Here is an 18,423-nt window from a genome sequence, read left to right as displayed (position 1 = left end):
CGCTATGTAGCGTCTTTTCTTATGGGGAAGTTTGATGGTACATGAAATTATGTTACTCGCCTTTTATTCTAGCTTATTGCGATAGTTCGGCGGTATATGAAGTTATATCAGCGATTTTTAAGATATATCGAATTGCCAACAAAAACCAACAATACCAGTCTACTTCCCCTACTATACAAAGTAAAAATAAAACTATTAACAAATACATTTCTAAACTGTTATACTATAAATAGAAGTATAAACTAAATAAGTTTTGCATAAAATGAAGTAGACGAGGTGCTTCCAACACCCCGTCACTGCAACTAATTACCGCGAGGTGGAAGGTTGCAACTAAAGCTTATTTGCGCTTTGAAGACTTCCCACGCTTCGCAGGCAGACGGGTGGTCTTCTTTTTGCGCTTTTTTGCCGTTAATTTCTTAAATCCCAAAACTATACCTTCTCTAGCTATAGTTTTTGTGATTTCCAACAAAATTTGCAAAAGAAATTCCATACGATTACACCTCCTTACTCCATTAAATGAAGAAAGGGCATAACCTTCCACCCGCAATATTTAATTGCTACTTTATTTTACCATTTTTAAATGTATTACAGATGAGGCAATACAAATTTAACAATCTACTCGTAAAAATAACCTTTCACAACTCACTATGAAAGGTCATCTCCATATTTTAGCTATTTCCCTACTAACACAAACACATTTTCATCAGGTGCTTCCATTACTGCAACATGTCCTGATTCCGTTGGAAATGGTTCGCGAATCCATTTTACATCTTTATTATCTTTTAAACTTTCATACGTTTGTTGTACATCTTCTACTAATACTTCCACTTCCGTAAAATTAATATCCGGATGATTGCTTATTACTAACTCCGAACTTTTCTCATCTGGAAATTTCAATCCTATTAACGTCCAAATAGCTCCTTCTTCTATTTCTCTTTCTATCATCCAGTTTTGCTTCATTCCCATTTCTTTATAGAAAGAAACTGATTTTTCTATATCTTTCGTATGTATAGATACACATTCTAGTTTTTTGAACATTTTCCTATTTCCCCCTTCATGAAAAAGCGAACCATCTCCCAATGATTCGCTCTTACCCTATTATTTTTTCTTCACCGGTATCCAAAGCTCTACTTGTGCAAACTCACTCTTATCTTCGTGGCAACGCTCATCGTACAGTTCAAACTCTGTAACGCCGCAATGTTCATATCCTGAATGCGGGAACCATTCTGAGAATACTGCATTCCAAGTTTGGTGAATAGACGATACCATTTCTTCATGAGGAACTTTCGGCGTTGTAAATACTGCATATGTTGCTGCCGGGAAAGTACGCTTTGCAATTTCATTTGGTACATTTTCAAAATCTGTAACTTCCATTCCGATAATATAAGTGAAGTCTCCTGTTTCTAAATTAAAATCAGTACATAATCCAAGCTCTACCCATTGGCTCGTATCTTTACGATTCGGAATCGTTGTCCCAAGATCTTTTTGTAAATATTCTTGCCAAAATACTGGAATGTCTTGATGGTTTTTCCCTTCTTTACTTGTCGTCTTCAATTCATAACCCGCCACTAAAAATTCTGGTTTATTTACAATACGATATTCCATTTGTATGCCCCCTAAATACGGATTTAATTTTCTTTGCTTTACATTCACTCTGTAATACATCGGTGTTTCGATTTCTTGTTTTCGATATTCACTCGGTGTCATTTGAAATAATTTTTTAAAGGCTCTCGTGAACGTTTCGTGAGATTGAAAGCCATGTTCAAACGCGATATCAATAACTTTTTCATCCGTATGAGAAAGTTGATAAGCTGCCCGGGCTAACCTCCTCTTTCGAACATACTCCATTACTGTATCCCCTACTAACGCCTGAAATACACGATGAAAATGCGACTCAGAAAAACCTGCAACCCGCGCTAAATTACGCAGCGTTTGTTTTTCCATTACATCTTCCTCGATATAATCAATTGACCTTTGAATTTGTGTTTCATAGCTTTCCATCTCTATTCACCCGCCTTATATGTATTATGATAAAAGAGAATCCTATCCAATTCTTGACGTTTTTTACTATAATTCCATAAAAAATTGTAACTTTTTTATATGTATTTCGTTGTTATGTATGAAGGGAGGGAAATTAGTGAAACGCAAACAATCATTAGAAGATATTTATTCAGATCATATGCATGATTTATTTCGCTATCTTCTCTCCCTAACCGGAGATTCTCACTGTGCGGAAGATCTCATGCAAGAAACCTTTTATCGCATGCTCGTCCATATTGATTATTACAAAGGCGAAGAAATTAGGCCGTGGTTATTTACAATTGCCTACAACGCCTTTATCGATTGGTATCGAAAAGAAAAAAAATATAAAACAACTACAGTGGAAGAATTCCATTTACCAAACGCGCCAAGTACAGAACATGAATATTTCGTAAAATTTGAGATCGCTAGTTGGTTAGAAAGTTTATCTTCTCTTCCGCTCGAAAGACGAAATGTCCTGCTACTACGAGATTACTATGGATTCTCCTATAAGGAAATAGCAGAAATGACTGGTCTCTCATTAGCGAAAGTAAAAATTGAATTACACCGCGGACGAAAAGAAGCGAGAAACATAGAGGAGTGATACAGATGGGTTGTGCAGCATTTAAAAAACTATGGGAGAAGTACGAAAACGGAACACTCACGCATGATGAACAAGAACTGTTAGAAAGTCATATTGAGTCATGTGAAGCGTGTGAAGCTTACTTAGATGAGCTGTTAACAAAGACAGAACCAATTAAGAAAAAGTTACCTCCAAAAGATTTTAAAGTTCCTTTTTGGAGAATTAAGTGGAAACATCGTTTACAAACGTTTGGTTTTATATTATCAATTTGCATCGTTATCTATATAATCGGCGGGGTATTATCAGCCTTTTATTTTCAAGCTAATAATGATAAAAGGCTAGAAGAAATTAGAGAGGTTCCTTCGCTTACACTTGAAGCAACGATCCCAAATAGCCGTGTTATGGGAGGCGGAACAAGTGTAGAAGCTTTTTTCCGTACGAATAGCCAATTTGATTTAGTACGAACCGTGGGTAAAAAAGAAATACCCCTCGGTACAATAGAAACAAAAAGCTTCTTATCATCTGTAGATGTTACGAAGCGAACTTGGATGAATCCGTTCTATCAACCAAAACTCTTCTTTGTTCATCCAAAAACAGAGCAGGGTGATTATTTAAAGGATTCATCAAAAAAAGTATGGGATACACTTGCAAAAGTACATGATGGAACCGTTGCAGAAGTAGCAATTTCTTTTGATAAAGCTTACACTTTAAAAGAATTAGAACCGCTTTTATATAGTATATTTGAGGCACAAGAACTCCCTCCAACTCCTGTATGGTACGCTTTAGATACAGGGCAAGAAAGAAAAAATGTAGATAACTATATCCTACATGGCGGAGAAGCTATAGGGTTTCCAGAACATGTAAGATTCCTCGATAATGAAACTGACGGGCAGAAAACGCAAGAAGACAAAGTAACCGAAATGATGCGCGTCCTTTCTATCCATAAAAAAACGGTAAGCAAAATAGCAGCGCTTTCTGAGAAAGAACTAAACTTAGATAAACGTTATCAATATGTAAAGGATAACGGTGTAAAAGTATACGGAATTGTTATTACTGGCCCATCGAAAGAGTTATTAAAATTACAAAACTCCCCGCACGTACGTTATGCGACTCTTGGAGATATTGAGATTTGGAATTGGTTTGATCATTAATAAAAAAGCCGCTAAGAAATTAGTAACATCTTGCTTTCTTAGCGACTCTTTCAATATAGTACAATCTGCATATATATTTTATATTTCACTAACCGAATCCGTAAATAAAGCATGGAATACGTTAACTTCTCCCATACGTAAACATTCCGTTTCTATATCAGGTATTGCCGTTCTAGCAATCTCACGCTCTACTCTTACAAAACCTTTTGTATTCATTCGTGTTTCAAATTCACAAATGGTATCCATTTCTACATCGATTGTTTCAAAAGTCCATTCCCTTACCTCTTCATCATATGTTGTTTTTAATACGTAGTAATAATAATATTTATCAAGTAAACTAACAAAAACCCCTAAATCAAGACGCTCACCTCTTGATTTTTGTATCCACTCAATATCATCATTTAACATCGGTTCTCTTCCATTTAACAACACGTTATATTCTAGACAATTATATAGGTTTAAATCTGTACAATCTGATACATGCTCATCGCAAAATGTTGACTCGATTAAAGACAAAACTTCCTGTTGAGAGCTTTCGTTTTCTATAAACGTTTCTTTTAGCTCTATAAATCGTTTATGTTCTTTAGATTCTTCGTACAATTCTTCTTCTTTCATAATATTTTTTGGAAAGAATTTGTAAACTATTTCTTTTAATTCATTCATCATTTCAGGCTTTGCCGTTTTAACCATTTTGTAAATCCCCCTATATAAAAAAGAATTCTCACCTCAATAAAGAATCATACCCCAAATATGTTATTAATTAACAATTAAATTATATTAAAATAAACAATATGATTCAATTCTGGTTTTTTAAAATTTTTATGTTATAATAGCTAACTCCGAACATTATATGTATCATAATATAAGAATCACAACAAAAAACGACAAAATTCTTTAAATTACCTTAAAAAATATAAAAATCTATATATAAAGACCGAAAGATTCTAAAGCATCCATTAAAAATATTTATTATTTTTTACACATTAAAAATTAGTACTTTTTTCACAAATTATTATCAATGGAAAACTTTACAATTTTTATTTTTTACCATAAAAGGTATCTTTATGATAAAATGAAATAGTATCGTAAAAATGTAACACATTTCCATACAAACAACCCTTTTTCTTTTAAATCAATTTCACATATATCCCTCTCACCGCTTTTTCATAAGCAATATCATTCATCTGTCTTATGCTTTCTGACACAACAGACGAGTGAATAACTTCATCTTCACAAAGTAACGGAGGATCAATAAGACGGACTTTATTTTTCTGATACAAATCGTAATCGTCTCTATCTTCTTTTACTTTTACATTGGGATGAACTTTTCTTAATAAAGCATGGACTTCTGAATCATTACATTGCTGCAATTTCGAAATAAGCTCAGCATCTTCAAGAAGGAAATCATCTGCATGAATAACCTTTTTATGAAGAGCTAACTTTAACGTTTTCACTAACATATCATTTCCGTAAATATTCATTGGTTTCATAAAGAAATCGATTACTTCTTTGTAATACGTTTCTGTAAACCATTCTGCTACTTCGATACTTTGAAGAACCATCTTCCCTTCTACTGCGATGACATCCTCTAAAAAACTGTGAACTTCTTCTAAAGAAACATACCCATATGTATACATATCTCGTAATGTATAATCCACTCTGTCTGCGCATAATTCTGGTGCTGACCTTTCGAGTAACGTCCATTTCGAATCATCTAACAAAATATCTTCATAGTTATAACCATACTTCGCAAGAATCGCTGGAATTTCTGAGTTTTTCACGACAGAACTAAATATCTCTTCATGATAACTTTCACCCTCATTATGAAAAACGTAATCAATCACGTGGGAAAAAGCAGTATGCGATACGTCATGCAGTAAACCAGCAATCTGTTCTTCTACTGAACCACCTAGTTTTTTCACTAATAACATAACACCCACTGAATGCTCAAAGCGAGTTACATTCCATTTCTCGTTCATTAAGTAACTTGCGCCTGCTTGATGAATTCCCTTTAGTCTTTGCATAGACTTACTTGAAATTAATTCTTCTACTACTTGATCCACTTCAAATTCTCCGTATAGTACATCTGATATGATCACTTACAATCCCCCTTTATTTTGATCGAGTCTTATAATCGTATCTCTTTTATGAAATTAGCACCAACATAAATATTTATTGTTATTTGTTTTTATTTAAAAAAATAGAGAGCCATCAGCTCTCTATTTCATAACCCCTATTCAAATGTAACTTCTACCTGCACAATCTCCGACCTACTTCCAAGTCGAAGCGGCGGTCCCCAGAATCCGAAACCAGAAGAAACAATCGCTTGGAATGCACCTTTTTGTGCGTATCCCCAGTCTAATTCGTACATTCTTCTCGTTACAATATGGTTCGGTGCCATTTGTCCGCGGTGCGTGTGGCCGGATAATAGTAAATCGACGCCAGCATCCGCTGCTTGTTTCAACTCAAATGGTTGATGATCCATTGCGATAACTGGCATCGATTTATCTACCGTACTCATTAATTGTTCAAAGCTTTGGCGATCTCGCTCTGTTTTATCTCTTCTTCCAACGAGATAAAAGTCACCTTCAATTGTAATTACTTCATCTAAAAGAATACGAATATCAATCTTATCCATCTCTTGTAAAAACTCTGGAACCGCTCTACCGTAGTATTCATGGTTTCCTAAAACACCATATACGCCTAATGGTGCTTTCATTTGTTTCATGATTGGTCCCATATTCTTTTGAATGAACACACCTGGATGATCATCGATAATATCACCTGGCAGTAAAATAATATCAGGTTCCATCTCATTTACATGACGAACAAGTCTTTTTAAATGCGAAACGCCAGACAGTTTACCGAAATGCATATCAGAAGCCATCGCAATGCGTAAACTTTTACGCCCCTCTACCTTTTTCGGTATGTGCACCTCGTACTTTCTTACTACCGGACTATACGCATTAAATACTCCATACGCAAAGATAAAGATAAATGCAGCTATCACAGCCGTTCCTGTCCAAATAATTGCCGCTTCTTTCTCCACTGAAAACTGTAAAAGAAAGACCATAATATTAGCTAATGGCAACAACATAAGCGCATATTGTATGACCGCAAACCAAATCGAACCTATCGTTCGCAGAAATGGCAAAAACTTAAACACTTGCACGAGAATGTACGCATATGAAATAAATGCGACTATGAAAGCATAATATCCCCAAGATTCCCAGCCAAATACCGCATGAAGCCAAACCCATCCGTTCCAGCCGATGTAAAACATAAGTAGTGTGTATATAATTAATATGGTAAATATATTGAGATAACGAAGATTCTTCACAGCCAGCCTCCTTATTGATTTCTTCTATTATAACTTGTTATGCACTTATAACGTAAATATTAAGCACTTCGCTCATCATAGTAAAAACCTATAGTTGTTAGACTTGTATCTAACAACTATAGGCACCATTTATATCAACATTGTTTTTACAAATGCTCTTTATAAAAACTTGTTAATTTTTCAACTGCAATTCTTACTGGTTCTGGTTGGTCGTATAAATCGTAATGACTCGCACCTTCCACAACAAGTAAATCTTTTTTCTCTGAAGCTGCTTTCTCATACAGCTCATGACCATCTTTATAAGAACCGAATGCGCCTTGCTTACTGCCGACAATAATTTGCAGCGGCTGCGTTAATAACGTATCTGCTAAATGGAACGCATCAAAACCGATTACGGATCCCATACTCGTAAAGTTTAACTTATTTGGCGAGTTCACACTTTGACCTCGCGGCGTTGTGTAATACTCAACTGCTTCTACAATATCTATATCCGTCATACCCGCTGCTACTAACTCTTCCTGATTTTTAGGAATCCAATTTGTAATCAGTTCCTCTGCTCCGCGTGCTTCAGCAGTACGTTGTTTACCAATCGCCTCTAACACCCCAATTGGATCAGCTTCACGATTTAATCGGCCAATATTTGCACCAACAACTGTGCCAACCGCTTTAATGCGGCGCTCTGTCATCGCAGCATTTACTGCATAACCACCGCCTGCACACACGCCTAACACACCGATACGTTCTTCATCTATATAAGGAAGGGTAGTTACATAATCTACTGCTGAGCGAATATCCTCAACTCGCGCAGCTGGCTCTTCAATATACCTCGGCGCACCTTCACTTTCACCTTGATATGATGCATCAAACGCAAGCGTTACATATCCTTGTTCCGCTAACTTCTCGGCATACAATCCTGCTGTTTGATCTTTACAGCTACTACCTGGATGCACACAAACAATCGCTGCATTTTGTTTCTTTTCCTCAGCACCTTCAGGAATGTTCAAAATACCTGCAACTTGTAAACCTCTTGCATAAAATCTTACATTTTTCTTCGTAACTGCCATATATAAAACCACCCTTATCTTATTTTTAATTTTACACTTGTGAGAGTTATTACTCACGTGTATATTTATAATAAAGCGAGCAACCACTTGTTTCAATGACCACATTTACGCATTTGGGTGATAATACACACGTAACGAAATATGTGTATCAACAACGGAGGAACACCATATGGAGAAAATCGATAGAAGAATTATAAAATCACAAAAAGCCATTCAATCCACATTTATAGAGATGTTAATTACAGATGGTTTTGACGAAATTACAGTAAAAAACATTACAGAAAAAGCAAACATCGGGCGAAAAACTTTTTACTTACACTATCTAGATAAGTACAATTTATTAGATAAAATTGTGGATGATCATTTAGACCAACTAAAAGAAATATGCTATGAGAAACAAAACAAAGGTTATATAGAAGGAACTGTTATATGGTTTGAATACTTCAAAGAGCACAAACCATTTTTCGCGGCACTATTTAGAAGTAACAGTACATTATCATTTCAAAAAAAATTACTAACTTTCATCATGGGTGAAATAGAAAAAAAATTAAACACAAACACATCAGTAAATAAAAACATCGATAAACATATCGTCTTAAAATTTTTAGGAACAGCTGTAATGGGCATTTTGGAATCGTACGTATTGGATGAAATTGATAGTGATGTTGCGTTTGTTGCGACGCAAGTTGGGGAGTTGATGAGGAGGAATATATAAACAATACAGCGGCGATTCCCTTGAGAAGGATTCATAAAATTTCACTATCCAAAACTCACCTATGCAATTATGCATAACTATCCCTTCCGTTTTATTTTCATGTTACGATATAAATGTAATACGACATATATCGACAAAGATACAAGGAAGTGATTGTATGAAACGTTCTAAAACATACTTAAAATGTTTAGCATTATCCGCTGTTTTTGCTAGTAGCGCTGTAACTCTTTCAACACCTGCTGCTTACGCTCAAACGACGTCATAAGTTGTAACAGATATCGGGCAAAATGCAAAAACACATACGAGCTATAATACATTTAATAATGATCAAGCTGATAATATGACAATGTCTTTAAAGGTAACTTTTATCGATGACCCTAGCGCTGATAAACAGATTGCCGTTATTAATACAACTGGTAGTTTTCTAAAAGCAAATCCTACTATAAGTGATGCACCTATTGATAACTACCCAATCCCTGGCGCTAGTGCAACATTACGTTATCCTTCACAATATGATGTTGCATTTAACCTTCAAGATAACAGCGCTCGTTTCTTTAACGTAGCACCTACAAATGCTGTAGAAGAAACGACTGTAACATCTAGCGTATCTTATCAACTTGGTGGCTCTGTTAAAGCTTCTGTAACGCCTAATGGCCCTAGCGCTGAAGCGGGTGCAACTGGTCAAGTCACTTGGTCGGACTCTGTAAGCTATAAACAAACTAGTTATAAAACAAATTTAATTGACCAAACAAACAAAAACGTAAAATGGAACGTATTCTTTAACGGATATAACAATCAAAACTGGGGTATTTACACACGTGATTCCTACCATTCTTTATACGGAAACCAACTGTTCATGTACTCTCGCACATACTTATATGAATCTGATGCAAAAGGTAATTTAATACCGATGGATCAACTTCCAGCATTAACAAATAGCGGTTTCTCTCCTGGTATGATTGCTGTTGTTATCTCTGAAAAAAATACAGATCAATCTAACTTACAAGTCGCTTATACAAAACACGCCGACGACTACCAACTTCGTCCAGGCTTCACATTCGGAACTGCAAACTGGGTTGGAAACAACGTAAAAGACGTTGATCAAAAAACATTTAATAAATCATTTACACTAGATTGGAAGAATAAAAAGTTAGTAGAGAAAAAATAAGTAAAAAAACGAAGGGACTATTTAGACTCTTCGTTTTTTTACTTATTCATAATAAGATCCCGCGAGTAATACCGTCGCTATGAAATTCCATGATATATTTTTAGGCATCTCTTCACCTTTATTTTGAAAAGCATCCATTAAAATATCAATGCTTTCGTCACTTATAATCAATTTATCCCCTTTTATTTCCTTTTTATAAAAAGACATATTTCCTCTCCTTTACTCTCTTATACATATCCCTTGAAGACTCTCTTTTTCTTTCTATCACACTAAACCACGCACCACTTCTTCTAATAATAAATTCAACCATTCATCCAATTTGTTTTAAAACACTCTAATACACTCAGCTTTCTTTCCATAGTACTATCTCGACATTATACTCATTCTTTAGAAAAGAAAAAGCACTTCTCATTGCTTCATCTACTACAATAAGGCTAGAATAAATTAATCCTCTTTGAGCATCGTCATATCCAATGAAATGTAATACTTCTTTTGTATATAACATGAAATCTTCTAATTCTAATTGCACACCAAAGTCCCAATTTTCATGTGCATACCATACAATAATCTTCTTAGACAATAAACTAGTTAATTCACGTTCAAATTCTTTTATGTCATTGATAACTTGTTCAGCATTTAATTCACTCATAACTTTGATAGGATTCGGTGTTTCATCAATTAAAAAGTTTACTAATGAAGCAATTTTCTTCCCGCTAATAATCTCAAATTCTTTTATAGACGGACATAACATTAAAAACTTTTCTCTAGTAGCCTTTTCCTCTACCTTTTCTCTTAACATTGCAATTTTCTTTAGACGTTCATTCACATTTATCACCTCATACATTCAGTAAATTAACATAATAAAGCCTATCATCCGTTTGAAAATACATAACCGATCCGCGGCTATAATAATTAACAAATTGAATCGGCTCTCCAAAATGTTCATAGTATTTTTTCTGAATGTCACTTAATTTATTTTTTCGAAAAAAATTCATTTATGCTCTACAACCCTCTTTCTACTATACAACCTTGTTATTAAAGATAGATTTCTTCTTTCCAACTACTGGATTTAGATTGAACTACTATTAGATTTTCACTTTCCCATTTTAAGGTACCCAAAAATCTTGCATACACCATTTCATTTCCTACTTCTTCCACCAATAGTTGATCTCGAATCTTTAATCCCTTTTCATCATACACTTCACATCGTAGTTGGAAACCTTTAACACGATGAATTCCTTTTAATATCGCTATCCTCTTACGGCTTGGGCTTTTCTTAGGTGTCTTCCCAACTAAAAATATTCCTTCATAGTTTTGCTTCACAATTTCATCTAAAGATTCCTCTATATACCCTTTAACAACAGATGATGAAAGAGTAGAGTTTTCTTCAAGTCCAGGGACAACATATTGGCGTACTAATTTGCAAAACTCTTTGTATTTCTCTTCAACTGAATTTAATGCTAAAAAGTCCATAAAATCATATGGAACATATATACGAATTTCACCCAAAGCTCTATTTACTTCATATGAAATATCAGTGTTTTCGTTAGCTAAACAAAAGACAGTTACTTTTTCAATCTCTCTTAATCCCATCTCAAACTCGCTAACTTTCTTTGAGAAAATTAGCTCAAAAATTCTAATTTCATGTACAAGCAAATAATGTTTTTTAGGACGTTTTTTTTTCCAATCGTAAAACTTTACTTCAAGCAATATAATTCACTCCTTTAAATTTATCACCATGGCATCAGGGACCTATGATACCTTTTATTAATTTATTAAACTGTACTCCTTTTTCATTCTACCTTATCTATATTTTTAATATGCTTACTCACAACGCACGCGGTGACATAACAGCCATAAATACATCACTTCTCTCACCTGGTGCTATATACACTCCTTCTGCATCTAAATATTCAATGGAAAAGGCTGCTAGCTCATACGCCATTTCTTGATCGCATTCAAAAAGTGGATTTATAAAAACCTCACTTCCTGTAATCTTTTGTAAATCTTTCAAACAGTTAGACTTACTTCTTGCATAATCAGCCACATTCTCATTAACCCAAGACCACATCCAACTGTTACTCTTTTCAGACCAAGAACCTATAAAAACAACACTAAATTCAAGTAATACTTGACCATTTTTTTTAAACTGTAATATACATTGATCTTGATCATACCAATACTCATCAAAGTTATAGATATTATAATCCGAAATGAATTTTTGCTGTTTACTTTCTAATTTGTCATAACACATAACAAGATAATTCTCGAATTGTTCATCCGTCATTGCCAATTATCACACGCTCCCTTCATTCAAGATCTCCACTACAAACAATATATCTTATATCTTACTCTCTCAAAACCTATATAAAGTGAAACTTTAATTAGCCCTTACCAATCGGGCTTTTACCAATAGCCCCCCGCCCACATATCATATACGTTTCTATCACTAAGATATCTTAATATATACAAAGAAAGAAGAACTTATATAAGCCCTTCTTTCCGTAAATAGTTTCTTTACTCCGTCTAATTTATTTTATCACGATAAATAAATTCAACATTACACAAATGCACCCCAACCATCTGTATATCCACCAAACTCTTCACCCAGTTTATTCAATTCCTTTTGCATCTCTACAATATCCTCATAAATTAAGAACATTTCTTTAGAACAAGTACATGTCCAATCTTCAAATTCTTCATTATAATCTAATTCACAATTTAAGCCCAGCTCTTGTAGTCTGCCAATTATTTTTTCTCCATTACCTTGATCAGGAATTGCAATAAAGAAATCTACTATATGTTTTTTATTAAAATCTATACCTTGTTTATATAACATATTTAATACTTGTCCATCTTCATCTTTTGGGAATTTCATTATTTCTCTCCTTTTTCTACAGCATATAATAAACCTTCATTTGGAACAAAAAATATTCCATTACTTAAAGTCCTCTTTACCCGTTATTTTTAAGTTTTTTCCATTCTGTATACCTAATATCAATCACTTCTTTTAATTTAAAGTAATTTTCCCAAGTATCTTGCACTTGATATAATGTATCACACTCTAAAAATACATCATCATAATCATCTAAATATAAACCTTTTTCAAAATCAAAATAATCTATTGCAAATTGATTCCCTTCATCATTTAACATGTCATCGCTTAAAACCCCATCCCAGAACATATAAACTTGAGTTCCAGTCATTTTTCTAAGCTTAAATTTATTAATTTCCTCTTCAGTCTCTTCTAAGAATTCATCACTAAATAAATTATTATCAATAATCCAACCTAAGAACATTCCAGTATGTACAAATGCTTGCTCCATCGGTAGTTCTTGTGGGAAATCTCCTTCATAATGATATTTAGCTTTATCGTAAATTATCGTTTGGAACAAAATTCTCACTCCTATTTCACATAATATAATTGAACTCAAATAAATTAAATTAATAAAAAGCGTCTCTCTAGCATTTTATAATAATACTTCTTTTTCATAATCGAAATAATGGTTCTTAATCATTTAATTTATAAAAATAAATAATTCTTTGATACACTCTTTAAAAAGGTAAGTTGACTAAACTCTGTGGGGGTTTTGCTATTAAAGGCTAAGTCTATCGCTACTGCTCAAGGTTACAGTGCACCATCATCACTCGCAGGCACTAAAATTCGATATGGACTTTCCAGCATTATAAAACCTGTAAATAAAAACCCCTATAAGTTACATTCGAAGTTTATGTCTAATCATAAAAACGTCGAATGTTTCCTTCTAGGGGCTACTAATATTTATAATTAATAGAAAATCTAGAGTTTAATGTTTTTCCAGCCAGAAAAACCAGATATAAACAATTAACCCCACTATACTCACGAAAATGAATAACTAACCTTGTTTATCCTAGATTCATATTAGAAAGAAAGTTTTCAAATAACTCCAATTCAAATTTATCCCTCGTCTTTAAATACTCTTTCTTTTTCTCAATGATTTGTTCTAACATCTCTTCTTTATTTAATAACAAGGCTAATCCAATAGCATTTTTTGCTCGAGCCCCATCAAATATTGTCCCTATTAATCCAGCCTCATCATCATCTCTTACACATAAATCAAATACATTTTCCACATCTACATACTTATCAATATATGGAATGAAGTATTCCTTAACTTCTTTTAAAATATCCATAGTAACAGGTAAAATATTTTCTTCCTTTTCAACACGCCACCTTTTTTGCTCCCTATGGACTAAATTCCCTAACTCAACCCCAATCGTATAGGTTTCCTTTTTCTCTTTAATTGTTAAACCTTCATCCCATTGATTTTTCATATTTTCTAATTCGTCAAACCGAATTCCCACATCCACCGTCACATGAAAATCTTCTGGGTGATTGATAAAGGCTAAATGTATACTGATTTTTCCTTTATCAAATTTTTTCACCAGGTCTTGTTGTGTAGTTCTAGTCTTATAACCGTTTTCTTTTAATGCTTCACCTAGACCTTGCAATAACTTTAATTTTAGTTCTTTTTTATTCATAATAACTATCCTCCTTACTTAGGGGTGACAACAACGGTTCGTATTTTACGAACTTGGTCTTTCAATCTACGAGGGGCATTCTTCCCTATAATCTTTCCTCCCTGTTTCCTCATTAGCTTATCCTTTTTTAACTGCATCGCAGTTCTTCTAGCATTACCAGCTTTAACTTCTACCGCCAGTAATTTGCCACGAGGTGTTCTAACTAAATGATCAACCCTTCTAATACCTTTAGAAGTACGAACACTAACTTGACTTCCTAATACATCATATCCCTTTTTCTTTAATGCCGATTTTGCAAGTTCCTCAGCCCTTGCTCCTGCTCTTTTATTAGCTGCTAATGTAGCTCTTTTTTTCGCTTTTCTTGCTGCTTGTTTTGCTGCTTGTTTTGCTGCATAACGTGCTATATGAGGGGCAGCCATCCTTGCACCCGCTATTACAAGTGGAGCAACAGGTATATTACCATCTGGATCTATCAACATTACTGGATTATTATCACCATACGTATACCCATTCATGGTAATTGGGTCATCTTCATCACCCGGATCAGGATCCACCGATAAGAACACACCATGCTCCGGATTATAATAACGCGCAATCAGATAGTACATCCCAATTTCTTTATCATACATGTATCCCGCATATCCAAATGGATTGTCTGCGGCGATACCTTTTACGTCGCTCTTTAGTACGTTACCCCACGAATCATATTCATACGTTGCTACAACTTCTCTATTTTGATCTGTCATCGCAACGACATCACCACGAGGGTTGTAATGGTAGTATAACGTTTGTCCTTTTGATTTCATCGCTAGACGCGCGCCACTTGTTGAGTATACATATTGACGAAGTACAGTTCCACTTCCATCTGTTTCATACAATGGATTGATACTATCTCCATCATAGAAGTAACGTGTTACTTGACCATTGACATTCTTTTCAATACGACGATTATCCTCATCATATTTATACGTTGCGAATGCATTGCTTTCACCTTGTTTTGTAATCGCTACAATTTGGTCATTTTCATTCCATGTATACTTGTACTTTCCATCAGACGTACGATTGCCATTCGCATCATACGTTAACGATTCGTTTCCGAATTTTACAAGCTGATTTCCTTCATTGAATGTTGCCGCTATAGATTTTGTTTCTTTTCCATTCTCTACAACTTTCACACTTGTACGGTTTCCAAATCCATCATATGTGTATGATTTAGTTGTTCCGTTTGGTAGTGCTTCATTTAATAATTGGTTAATCGGGTCATATACAAAGTTTGTTTCTGTTACTTTTCCGCCCGCACCTTCATGTTTAATCTTCGTATTGAAGTTTAAAGATAAATACATTTAACAATTGATAAAATAAGACAAGGGCTTTTTTGGAATCATCGGTTAAACTTGCAATTTAGTTGAAGAAGGCACAAACTGATGATGCGGAAAAACGTAGTATATAGAAGACTATGTAAGGAGTTTTTCATATGATTGATAACAGAATTTCGAAAGATTATGACCATGAAATAGATGATTCTTTAAAAGAAATTACAGATACAACCATCTTACTTAATTTTCAAAAAGCGATTGTAAGTTTATATCCTCATCTAATACCAATTCATGCTTTTGCCTATGACGCATGGGATGATATTGTAATGCCATTGTTTTATGAAATGGTATATAAAACCTTTGCTTTTAAATACGGGATAGATATTAACTTTAAAGAAACTCATACCTATATGTTTTCGCTTAATAGTTATAAAGGGATACATCACATCGAGTGTGTTCCAAAGTGCACGACATTTAAGATTTATATTAACGAAGAATGGATTGAAATGGATAATAAAAGTTTGAAAGAAAATGTATTTGTATTTAAGTCATTTGGGGATGGATTGCATTTTCTAACTGGTGGAATTGAAATTGCAGATGCTTATCGTGTAGGATTTGACCTTGTTGAGGTTGATATTGTTTCTACCATAACAGGTCTTCCATCTAAAACAAGTATTTTTATTGATAAAGAGCATGTAGACTTTGTGTTTGTTGCAGAAACATATGATACAAATATCCAAAATTAAAAATTTCATGTAAGAAAGTAGGAAGAATATCTTCATTACTACTAGTACCAAATAGTTATTTGAACACGCTCCGCTATTATATATACAAACTTCCTACTACATTTCATATGAGAAAAAGTTATTACGATAAACAAAGAAAAGGTCTCCTAAAATATCTTTTAGGGGACCTTTTCTTCATTACACTTGCATCGCTTTCTCTCTCAATGCTCTTCTTAACAATTTACCCGTCGTATTCTTCGGTAATTCTATTAAAAACTCAATGCTTTTCGGCACTTTATATTTCGCTAAATGTAACGTACAGTAATGCATTAGTTCTTCTTCTGTTACGTTTGCTTGCTTCAAAACGACGTACGCTCGCACAGCTTCTCCTAAGTTTTCATCAGGAACACCGATTACAACAACTTCAGCTACTGATTGGTGCGTATATAATACTTCTTCTACTTCACGAGGATATACGTTATAACCGCCAACTAGGACGATATCTTTTTTACGATCAACGATATAGAAGTAACCTTCTTCATCCATTTTCGCTAAGTCACCTGTATATAGCCAGCCGTCTTTCAATGTCGCAGCTGTATCTTCTGGTGCATTATAGTATCCTTTCATAACGTTAGGTCCGCGAACGATTAATTCGCCGACTGCGCCGACAGGTACTTCTTCCCCAAGTTCATTTACAATTTTATTTTCTACATGCCAAATATTTGTGCCAATTGATCCTGGTTTACGAGGACGATCTAGCGGGTTGAAACAAGTAACTGGTGATGCTTCTGATAAACCGTATCCTTCTGAAACAATAACGTTAAAACGTTTTTCAAAGTTTTGCAGAAGAGCAACAGGCATCGATGCACCACCGGAAATACAAAGGCGAAGCGTCTTCACATCTTCTGCGCTTGCTTCTTCAAATAAATATAAATAATTGTACATCGTCGGTACGCCAGCAAAGATCGTTGGTTCGTACGTACGACAAATACGGAATACTTCTTTCGGACTAAATTTCGGTAACATTAAAATCGTTGCTCCGTTCACAATCGGTGCATTTACCGCAACTGTTAAACAGAATACATGGAACATTGGCAGTGCCGCAACGACGCGATCGTCAGCAGTAAATTGTAAATAAGACGCAACATCATTCGCATTACTATATAAATTTTTATGTGTGAGCATAGCGCCTTTCGGTTTTCCAGTTGTACCTGAAGTGTATAGGATAACCGCTACATCCTCTTCATCTAGTTCAGGGCCTTCGTATTGTAAATCTCCAGCCCCCACAAAACTAGTAAACGTTTTCATTTTTTCGGTTTCTGTATGGTTAAAATCTGATGAGGTTTCGCATATGATGATGTTTTCTAATGAAGGAAGTCTTGTTGTAAGAGATTGTATAACAGGTAGAAGGACGTCGAGTACGATGATTGTTTTTACATCTCCATTTTGTAAAATGTAATGCATTTCGTCTGCTGTATAAATTGGATTAACTGGAATAACAGTTGCTCCGGCTTTCATTGTTCCGTATAAACCGACCAAAAAATGTGGTGAGTTCCCAACAACTAATGCGACATTGTCCCCTTTTCCAATGCCCATTTCTGCTAAATTGCTAGAAAACCTTGTGACCATTTTGTTTAATTGGTCATATGAGACCGACTGATCCATAAATATATAAGCCGGTTTTTTCCCCTTCTTTTTTGCCGTTTCAGCCAAAGATTGAACGAGATTCACAAAAACCCCACCTTTATAAAATTTAGAATATTTAAAAATTCTAAATTAATTATATTAAAAGAAAATTAAAGTGGCAAGTGATATTCTATT

General features: G+C 34.5%; 20 protein-coding genes and 2 pseudogenes. 5 read left to right on the top strand and 17 right to left on the bottom strand.

Annotation, left to right across the window (positions count from 1 at the left end):
* Positions 1-337: 337 nt before the first annotated feature.
* The 3 genes from DN403_RS31000 to DN403_RS00565 form a co-directional block, all read right to left on the bottom strand.
* A complete protein-coding gene (locus tag DN403_RS31000) occupies positions 338-490 on the bottom strand; it encodes a hypothetical protein (protein WP_000394945.1) in 153 nt (50 codons plus the stop codon).
* 182 nt (positions 491-672) lie between these two features.
* The gene (locus DN403_RS00570) at positions 673-1,038 is read right to left on the bottom strand and encodes a VOC family protein (RefSeq protein WP_000473636.1); all 366 of its coding nucleotides are present in this window, start codon (positions 1,036-1,038) and stop codon (positions 673-675) included.
* Positions 1,039-1,098: 60 nt separating this feature from the next.
* On the bottom strand, positions 1,099-2,001 hold the full coding sequence (locus DN403_RS00565; protein WP_000446857.1) for an AraC family transcriptional regulator: 903 nt from the start codon (positions 1,999-2,001) through the stop codon (positions 1,099-1,101).
* A 118-nt stretch (positions 2,002-2,119) separates the two neighbouring features.
* Here DN403_RS00565 and DN403_RS00555 point away from each other — a divergent pair, with 118 nt between their 5' ends.
* Together DN403_RS00555 and DN403_RS00550 are read left to right on the top strand one after the other, a co-directional pair.
* Positions 2,120-2,623, top strand: coding sequence for an RNA polymerase sigma factor (locus DN403_RS00555; RefSeq protein ID WP_149185265.1), 504 nt, complete (start codon positions 2,120-2,122; stop codon positions 2,621-2,623).
* Between the two features lie 5 nt (positions 2,624-2,628).
* The gene (locus DN403_RS00550; protein ID WP_149185261.1) at positions 2,629-3,753 is read left to right on the top strand and encodes an anti-sigma factor; all 1,125 of its coding nucleotides are present in this window, start codon (positions 2,629-2,631) and stop codon (positions 3,751-3,753) included.
* Positions 3,754-3,831: 78 nt separating this feature from the next.
* Here DN403_RS00550 and DN403_RS00545 read toward each other — a convergent pair whose 3' ends face one another.
* From DN403_RS00545 to DN403_RS00530, 4 genes are all read right to left on the bottom strand, one after another.
* Entirely contained in the window at positions 3,832-4,443 is a 612-nt protein-coding gene (locus DN403_RS00545; protein ID WP_016097885.1) for a hypothetical protein, read from the bottom strand.
* 437 nt (positions 4,444-4,880) lie between these two features.
* A complete protein-coding gene (locus DN403_RS00540; RefSeq protein ID WP_016097884.1) occupies positions 4,881-5,852 on the bottom strand; it encodes an HD domain-containing protein in 972 nt (323 codons plus the stop codon).
* 134 nt (positions 5,853-5,986) lie between these two features.
* A complete protein-coding gene (locus DN403_RS00535; RefSeq protein ID WP_149185260.1) occupies positions 5,987-7,093 on the bottom strand; it encodes a metallophosphoesterase in 1,107 nt (368 codons plus the stop codon).
* Positions 7,094-7,239: 146 nt separating this feature from the next.
* Entirely contained in the window at positions 7,240-8,157 is a 918-nt protein-coding gene (locus tag DN403_RS00530; RefSeq protein ID WP_000301546.1) for an alpha/beta hydrolase, read from the bottom strand.
* Positions 8,158-8,326: 169 nt separating this feature from the next.
* Between DN403_RS00530 and DN403_RS00525 the strand changes: the two genes are divergently transcribed.
* Positions 8,327-8,872, top strand: coding sequence for a TetR/AcrR family transcriptional regulator C-terminal domain-containing protein (locus DN403_RS00525; protein ID WP_086398432.1), 546 nt, complete (start codon positions 8,327-8,329; stop codon positions 8,870-8,872).
* 157 nt (positions 8,873-9,029) lie between these two features.
* Positions 9,030-10,040, top strand: a pseudogene (gene cytK2, locus DN403_RS00520) (beta-channel forming cytolysin CytK2).
* Positions 10,041-10,082: 42 nt separating this feature from the next.
* Here the strand turns inward: cytK2 and DN403_RS30995 are convergent.
* The 9 genes and pseudogenes from DN403_RS30995 to DN403_RS00485 form a co-directional block, all read right to left on the bottom strand.
* On the bottom strand, positions 10,083-10,247 hold the full coding sequence (locus DN403_RS30995; RefSeq protein ID WP_000011711.1) for a hypothetical protein: 165 nt from the start codon (positions 10,245-10,247) through the stop codon (positions 10,083-10,085).
* 136 nt (positions 10,248-10,383) lie between these two features.
* A complete protein-coding gene (locus DN403_RS00515; RefSeq protein WP_149185259.1) occupies positions 10,384-10,866 on the bottom strand; it encodes a hypothetical protein in 483 nt (160 codons plus the stop codon).
* 209 nt (positions 10,867-11,075) lie between these two features.
* Positions 11,076-11,750 (bottom strand): hypothetical protein, encoded by a 675-nt coding sequence (locus DN403_RS00510; RefSeq protein WP_000895167.1) that lies wholly within the window; start codon positions 11,748-11,750, stop codon positions 11,076-11,078.
* A gap of 118 nt (positions 11,751-11,868) precedes the next feature.
* Complete coding sequence (locus tag DN403_RS00505; RefSeq protein ID WP_017762900.1) at positions 11,869-12,333, bottom strand: DUF6882 domain-containing protein; 465 nt, start codon at positions 12,331-12,333, stop codon at positions 11,869-11,871.
* 267 nt (positions 12,334-12,600) lie between these two features.
* Positions 12,601-12,918: a ribonuclease E inhibitor RraB gene (locus DN403_RS00500; protein WP_000671650.1), complete on the bottom strand. Its 318-nt coding sequence runs from the start codon at positions 12,916-12,918 to the stop codon at positions 12,601-12,603.
* Positions 12,919-12,994: 76 nt separating this feature from the next.
* Positions 12,995-13,435, bottom strand: coding sequence for a DUF7832 domain-containing protein (locus DN403_RS00495; protein WP_000487868.1), 441 nt, complete (start codon positions 13,433-13,435; stop codon positions 12,995-12,997).
* A 490-nt stretch (positions 13,436-13,925) separates the two neighbouring features.
* Positions 13,926-14,561 carry a DUF4304 domain-containing protein gene (locus tag DN403_RS00490; protein WP_149185258.1) on the bottom strand — a complete coding sequence of 212 codons (636 nt, stop codon included), beginning with the start codon at positions 14,559-14,561 and terminating at the stop codon, positions 13,926-13,928.
* Between the two features lie 14 nt (positions 14,562-14,575).
* Entirely contained in the window at positions 14,576-14,980 is a 405-nt protein-coding gene (locus tag DN403_RS32265; protein WP_481747565.1) for a nuclease-related domain-containing protein, read from the bottom strand.
* Between the two features lie 30 nt (positions 14,981-15,010).
* Positions 15,011-15,880, bottom strand: a pseudogene (locus DN403_RS00485) (RHS repeat domain-containing protein); the annotation flags it as partial.
* 155 nt (positions 15,881-16,035) lie between these two features.
* Here DN403_RS00485 and DN403_RS00480 point away from each other — a divergent pair.
* Positions 16,036-16,623, top strand: a complete 588-nt coding sequence (locus tag DN403_RS00480; RefSeq protein ID WP_000566763.1) for a hypothetical protein — start codon at positions 16,036-16,038, stop codon at positions 16,621-16,623.
* Between the two features lie 177 nt (positions 16,624-16,800).
* Here DN403_RS00480 and DN403_RS00470 read toward each other — a convergent pair whose 3' ends face one another.
* Entirely contained in the window at positions 16,801-18,333 is a 1,533-nt protein-coding gene (locus DN403_RS00470) for a fatty acid--CoA ligase family protein (protein ID WP_149185256.1), read from the bottom strand.
* Between the last annotated feature and the right edge of the window lie 90 nt (positions 18,334-18,423).

This window comes from Bacillus sp. AY2-1, from assembly GCF_008368965.1.
In the GTDB taxonomy this organism is placed as follows: Bacteria; Bacillota; Bacilli; order Bacillales; family Bacillaceae_G; genus Bacillus_A; species Bacillus_A thuringiensis_S.
The sequence above is the reverse complement of the archived record's forward strand: the minus strand, read 5'-3'. Positions and strand labels throughout refer to the sequence as shown.

Excerpts from the sequence above, each read along its gene's own strand:
- DN403_RS31000 (WP_000394945.1), bottom strand. The coding sequence starts at position 490 with ATGGAATTTCTTTTGCAAATTTTGTTGGAAATCACAAAAACTATAGCT.
- DN403_RS00570 (WP_000473636.1), bottom strand. The coding sequence starts at position 1,038 with ATGTTCAAAAAACTAGAATGTGTATCTATACATACGAAAGATATAGAA.
- DN403_RS00565 (WP_000446857.1), bottom strand. The coding sequence starts at position 2,001 with ATGGAAAGCTATGAAACACAAATTCAAAGGTCAATTGATTATATCGAG.
- DN403_RS00555 (WP_149185265.1), top strand. The coding sequence starts at position 2,120 with ATGAAGGGAGGGAAATTAGTGAAACGCAAACAATCATTAGAAGATATT.
- DN403_RS00550 (WP_149185261.1), top strand. The coding sequence starts at position 2,629 with ATGGGTTGTGCAGCATTTAAAAAACTATGGGAGAAGTACGAAAACGGA.
- DN403_RS00545 (WP_016097885.1), bottom strand. The coding sequence starts at position 4,443 with ATGGTTAAAACGGCAAAGCCTGAAATGATGAATGAATTAAAAGAAATA.
- DN403_RS00530 (WP_000301546.1), bottom strand. The coding sequence starts at position 8,157 with ATGGCAGTTACGAAGAAAAATGTAAGATTTTATGCAAGAGGTTTACAA.
- DN403_RS00525 (WP_086398432.1), top strand. The coding sequence starts at position 8,327 with ATGGAGAAAATCGATAGAAGAATTATAAAATCACAAAAAGCCATTCAA.
- DN403_RS30995 (WP_000011711.1), bottom strand. The coding sequence starts at position 10,247 with ATGTCTTTTTATAAAAAGGAAATAAAAGGGGATAAATTGATTATAAGT.
- DN403_RS00500 (WP_000671650.1), bottom strand. The coding sequence starts at position 12,918 with ATGAAATTCCCAAAAGATGAAGATGGACAAGTATTAAATATGTTATAT.
- DN403_RS00490 (WP_149185258.1), bottom strand. The coding sequence starts at position 14,561 with ATGAATAAAAAAGAACTAAAATTAAAGTTATTGCAAGGTCTAGGTGAA.
- DN403_RS32265 (WP_481747565.1), bottom strand. The coding sequence starts at position 14,980 with ATGGCTGCCCCTCATATAGCACGTTATGCAGCAAAACAAGCAGCAAAA.
- DN403_RS00480 (WP_000566763.1), top strand. The coding sequence starts at position 16,036 with ATGATTGATAACAGAATTTCGAAAGATTATGACCATGAAATAGATGAT.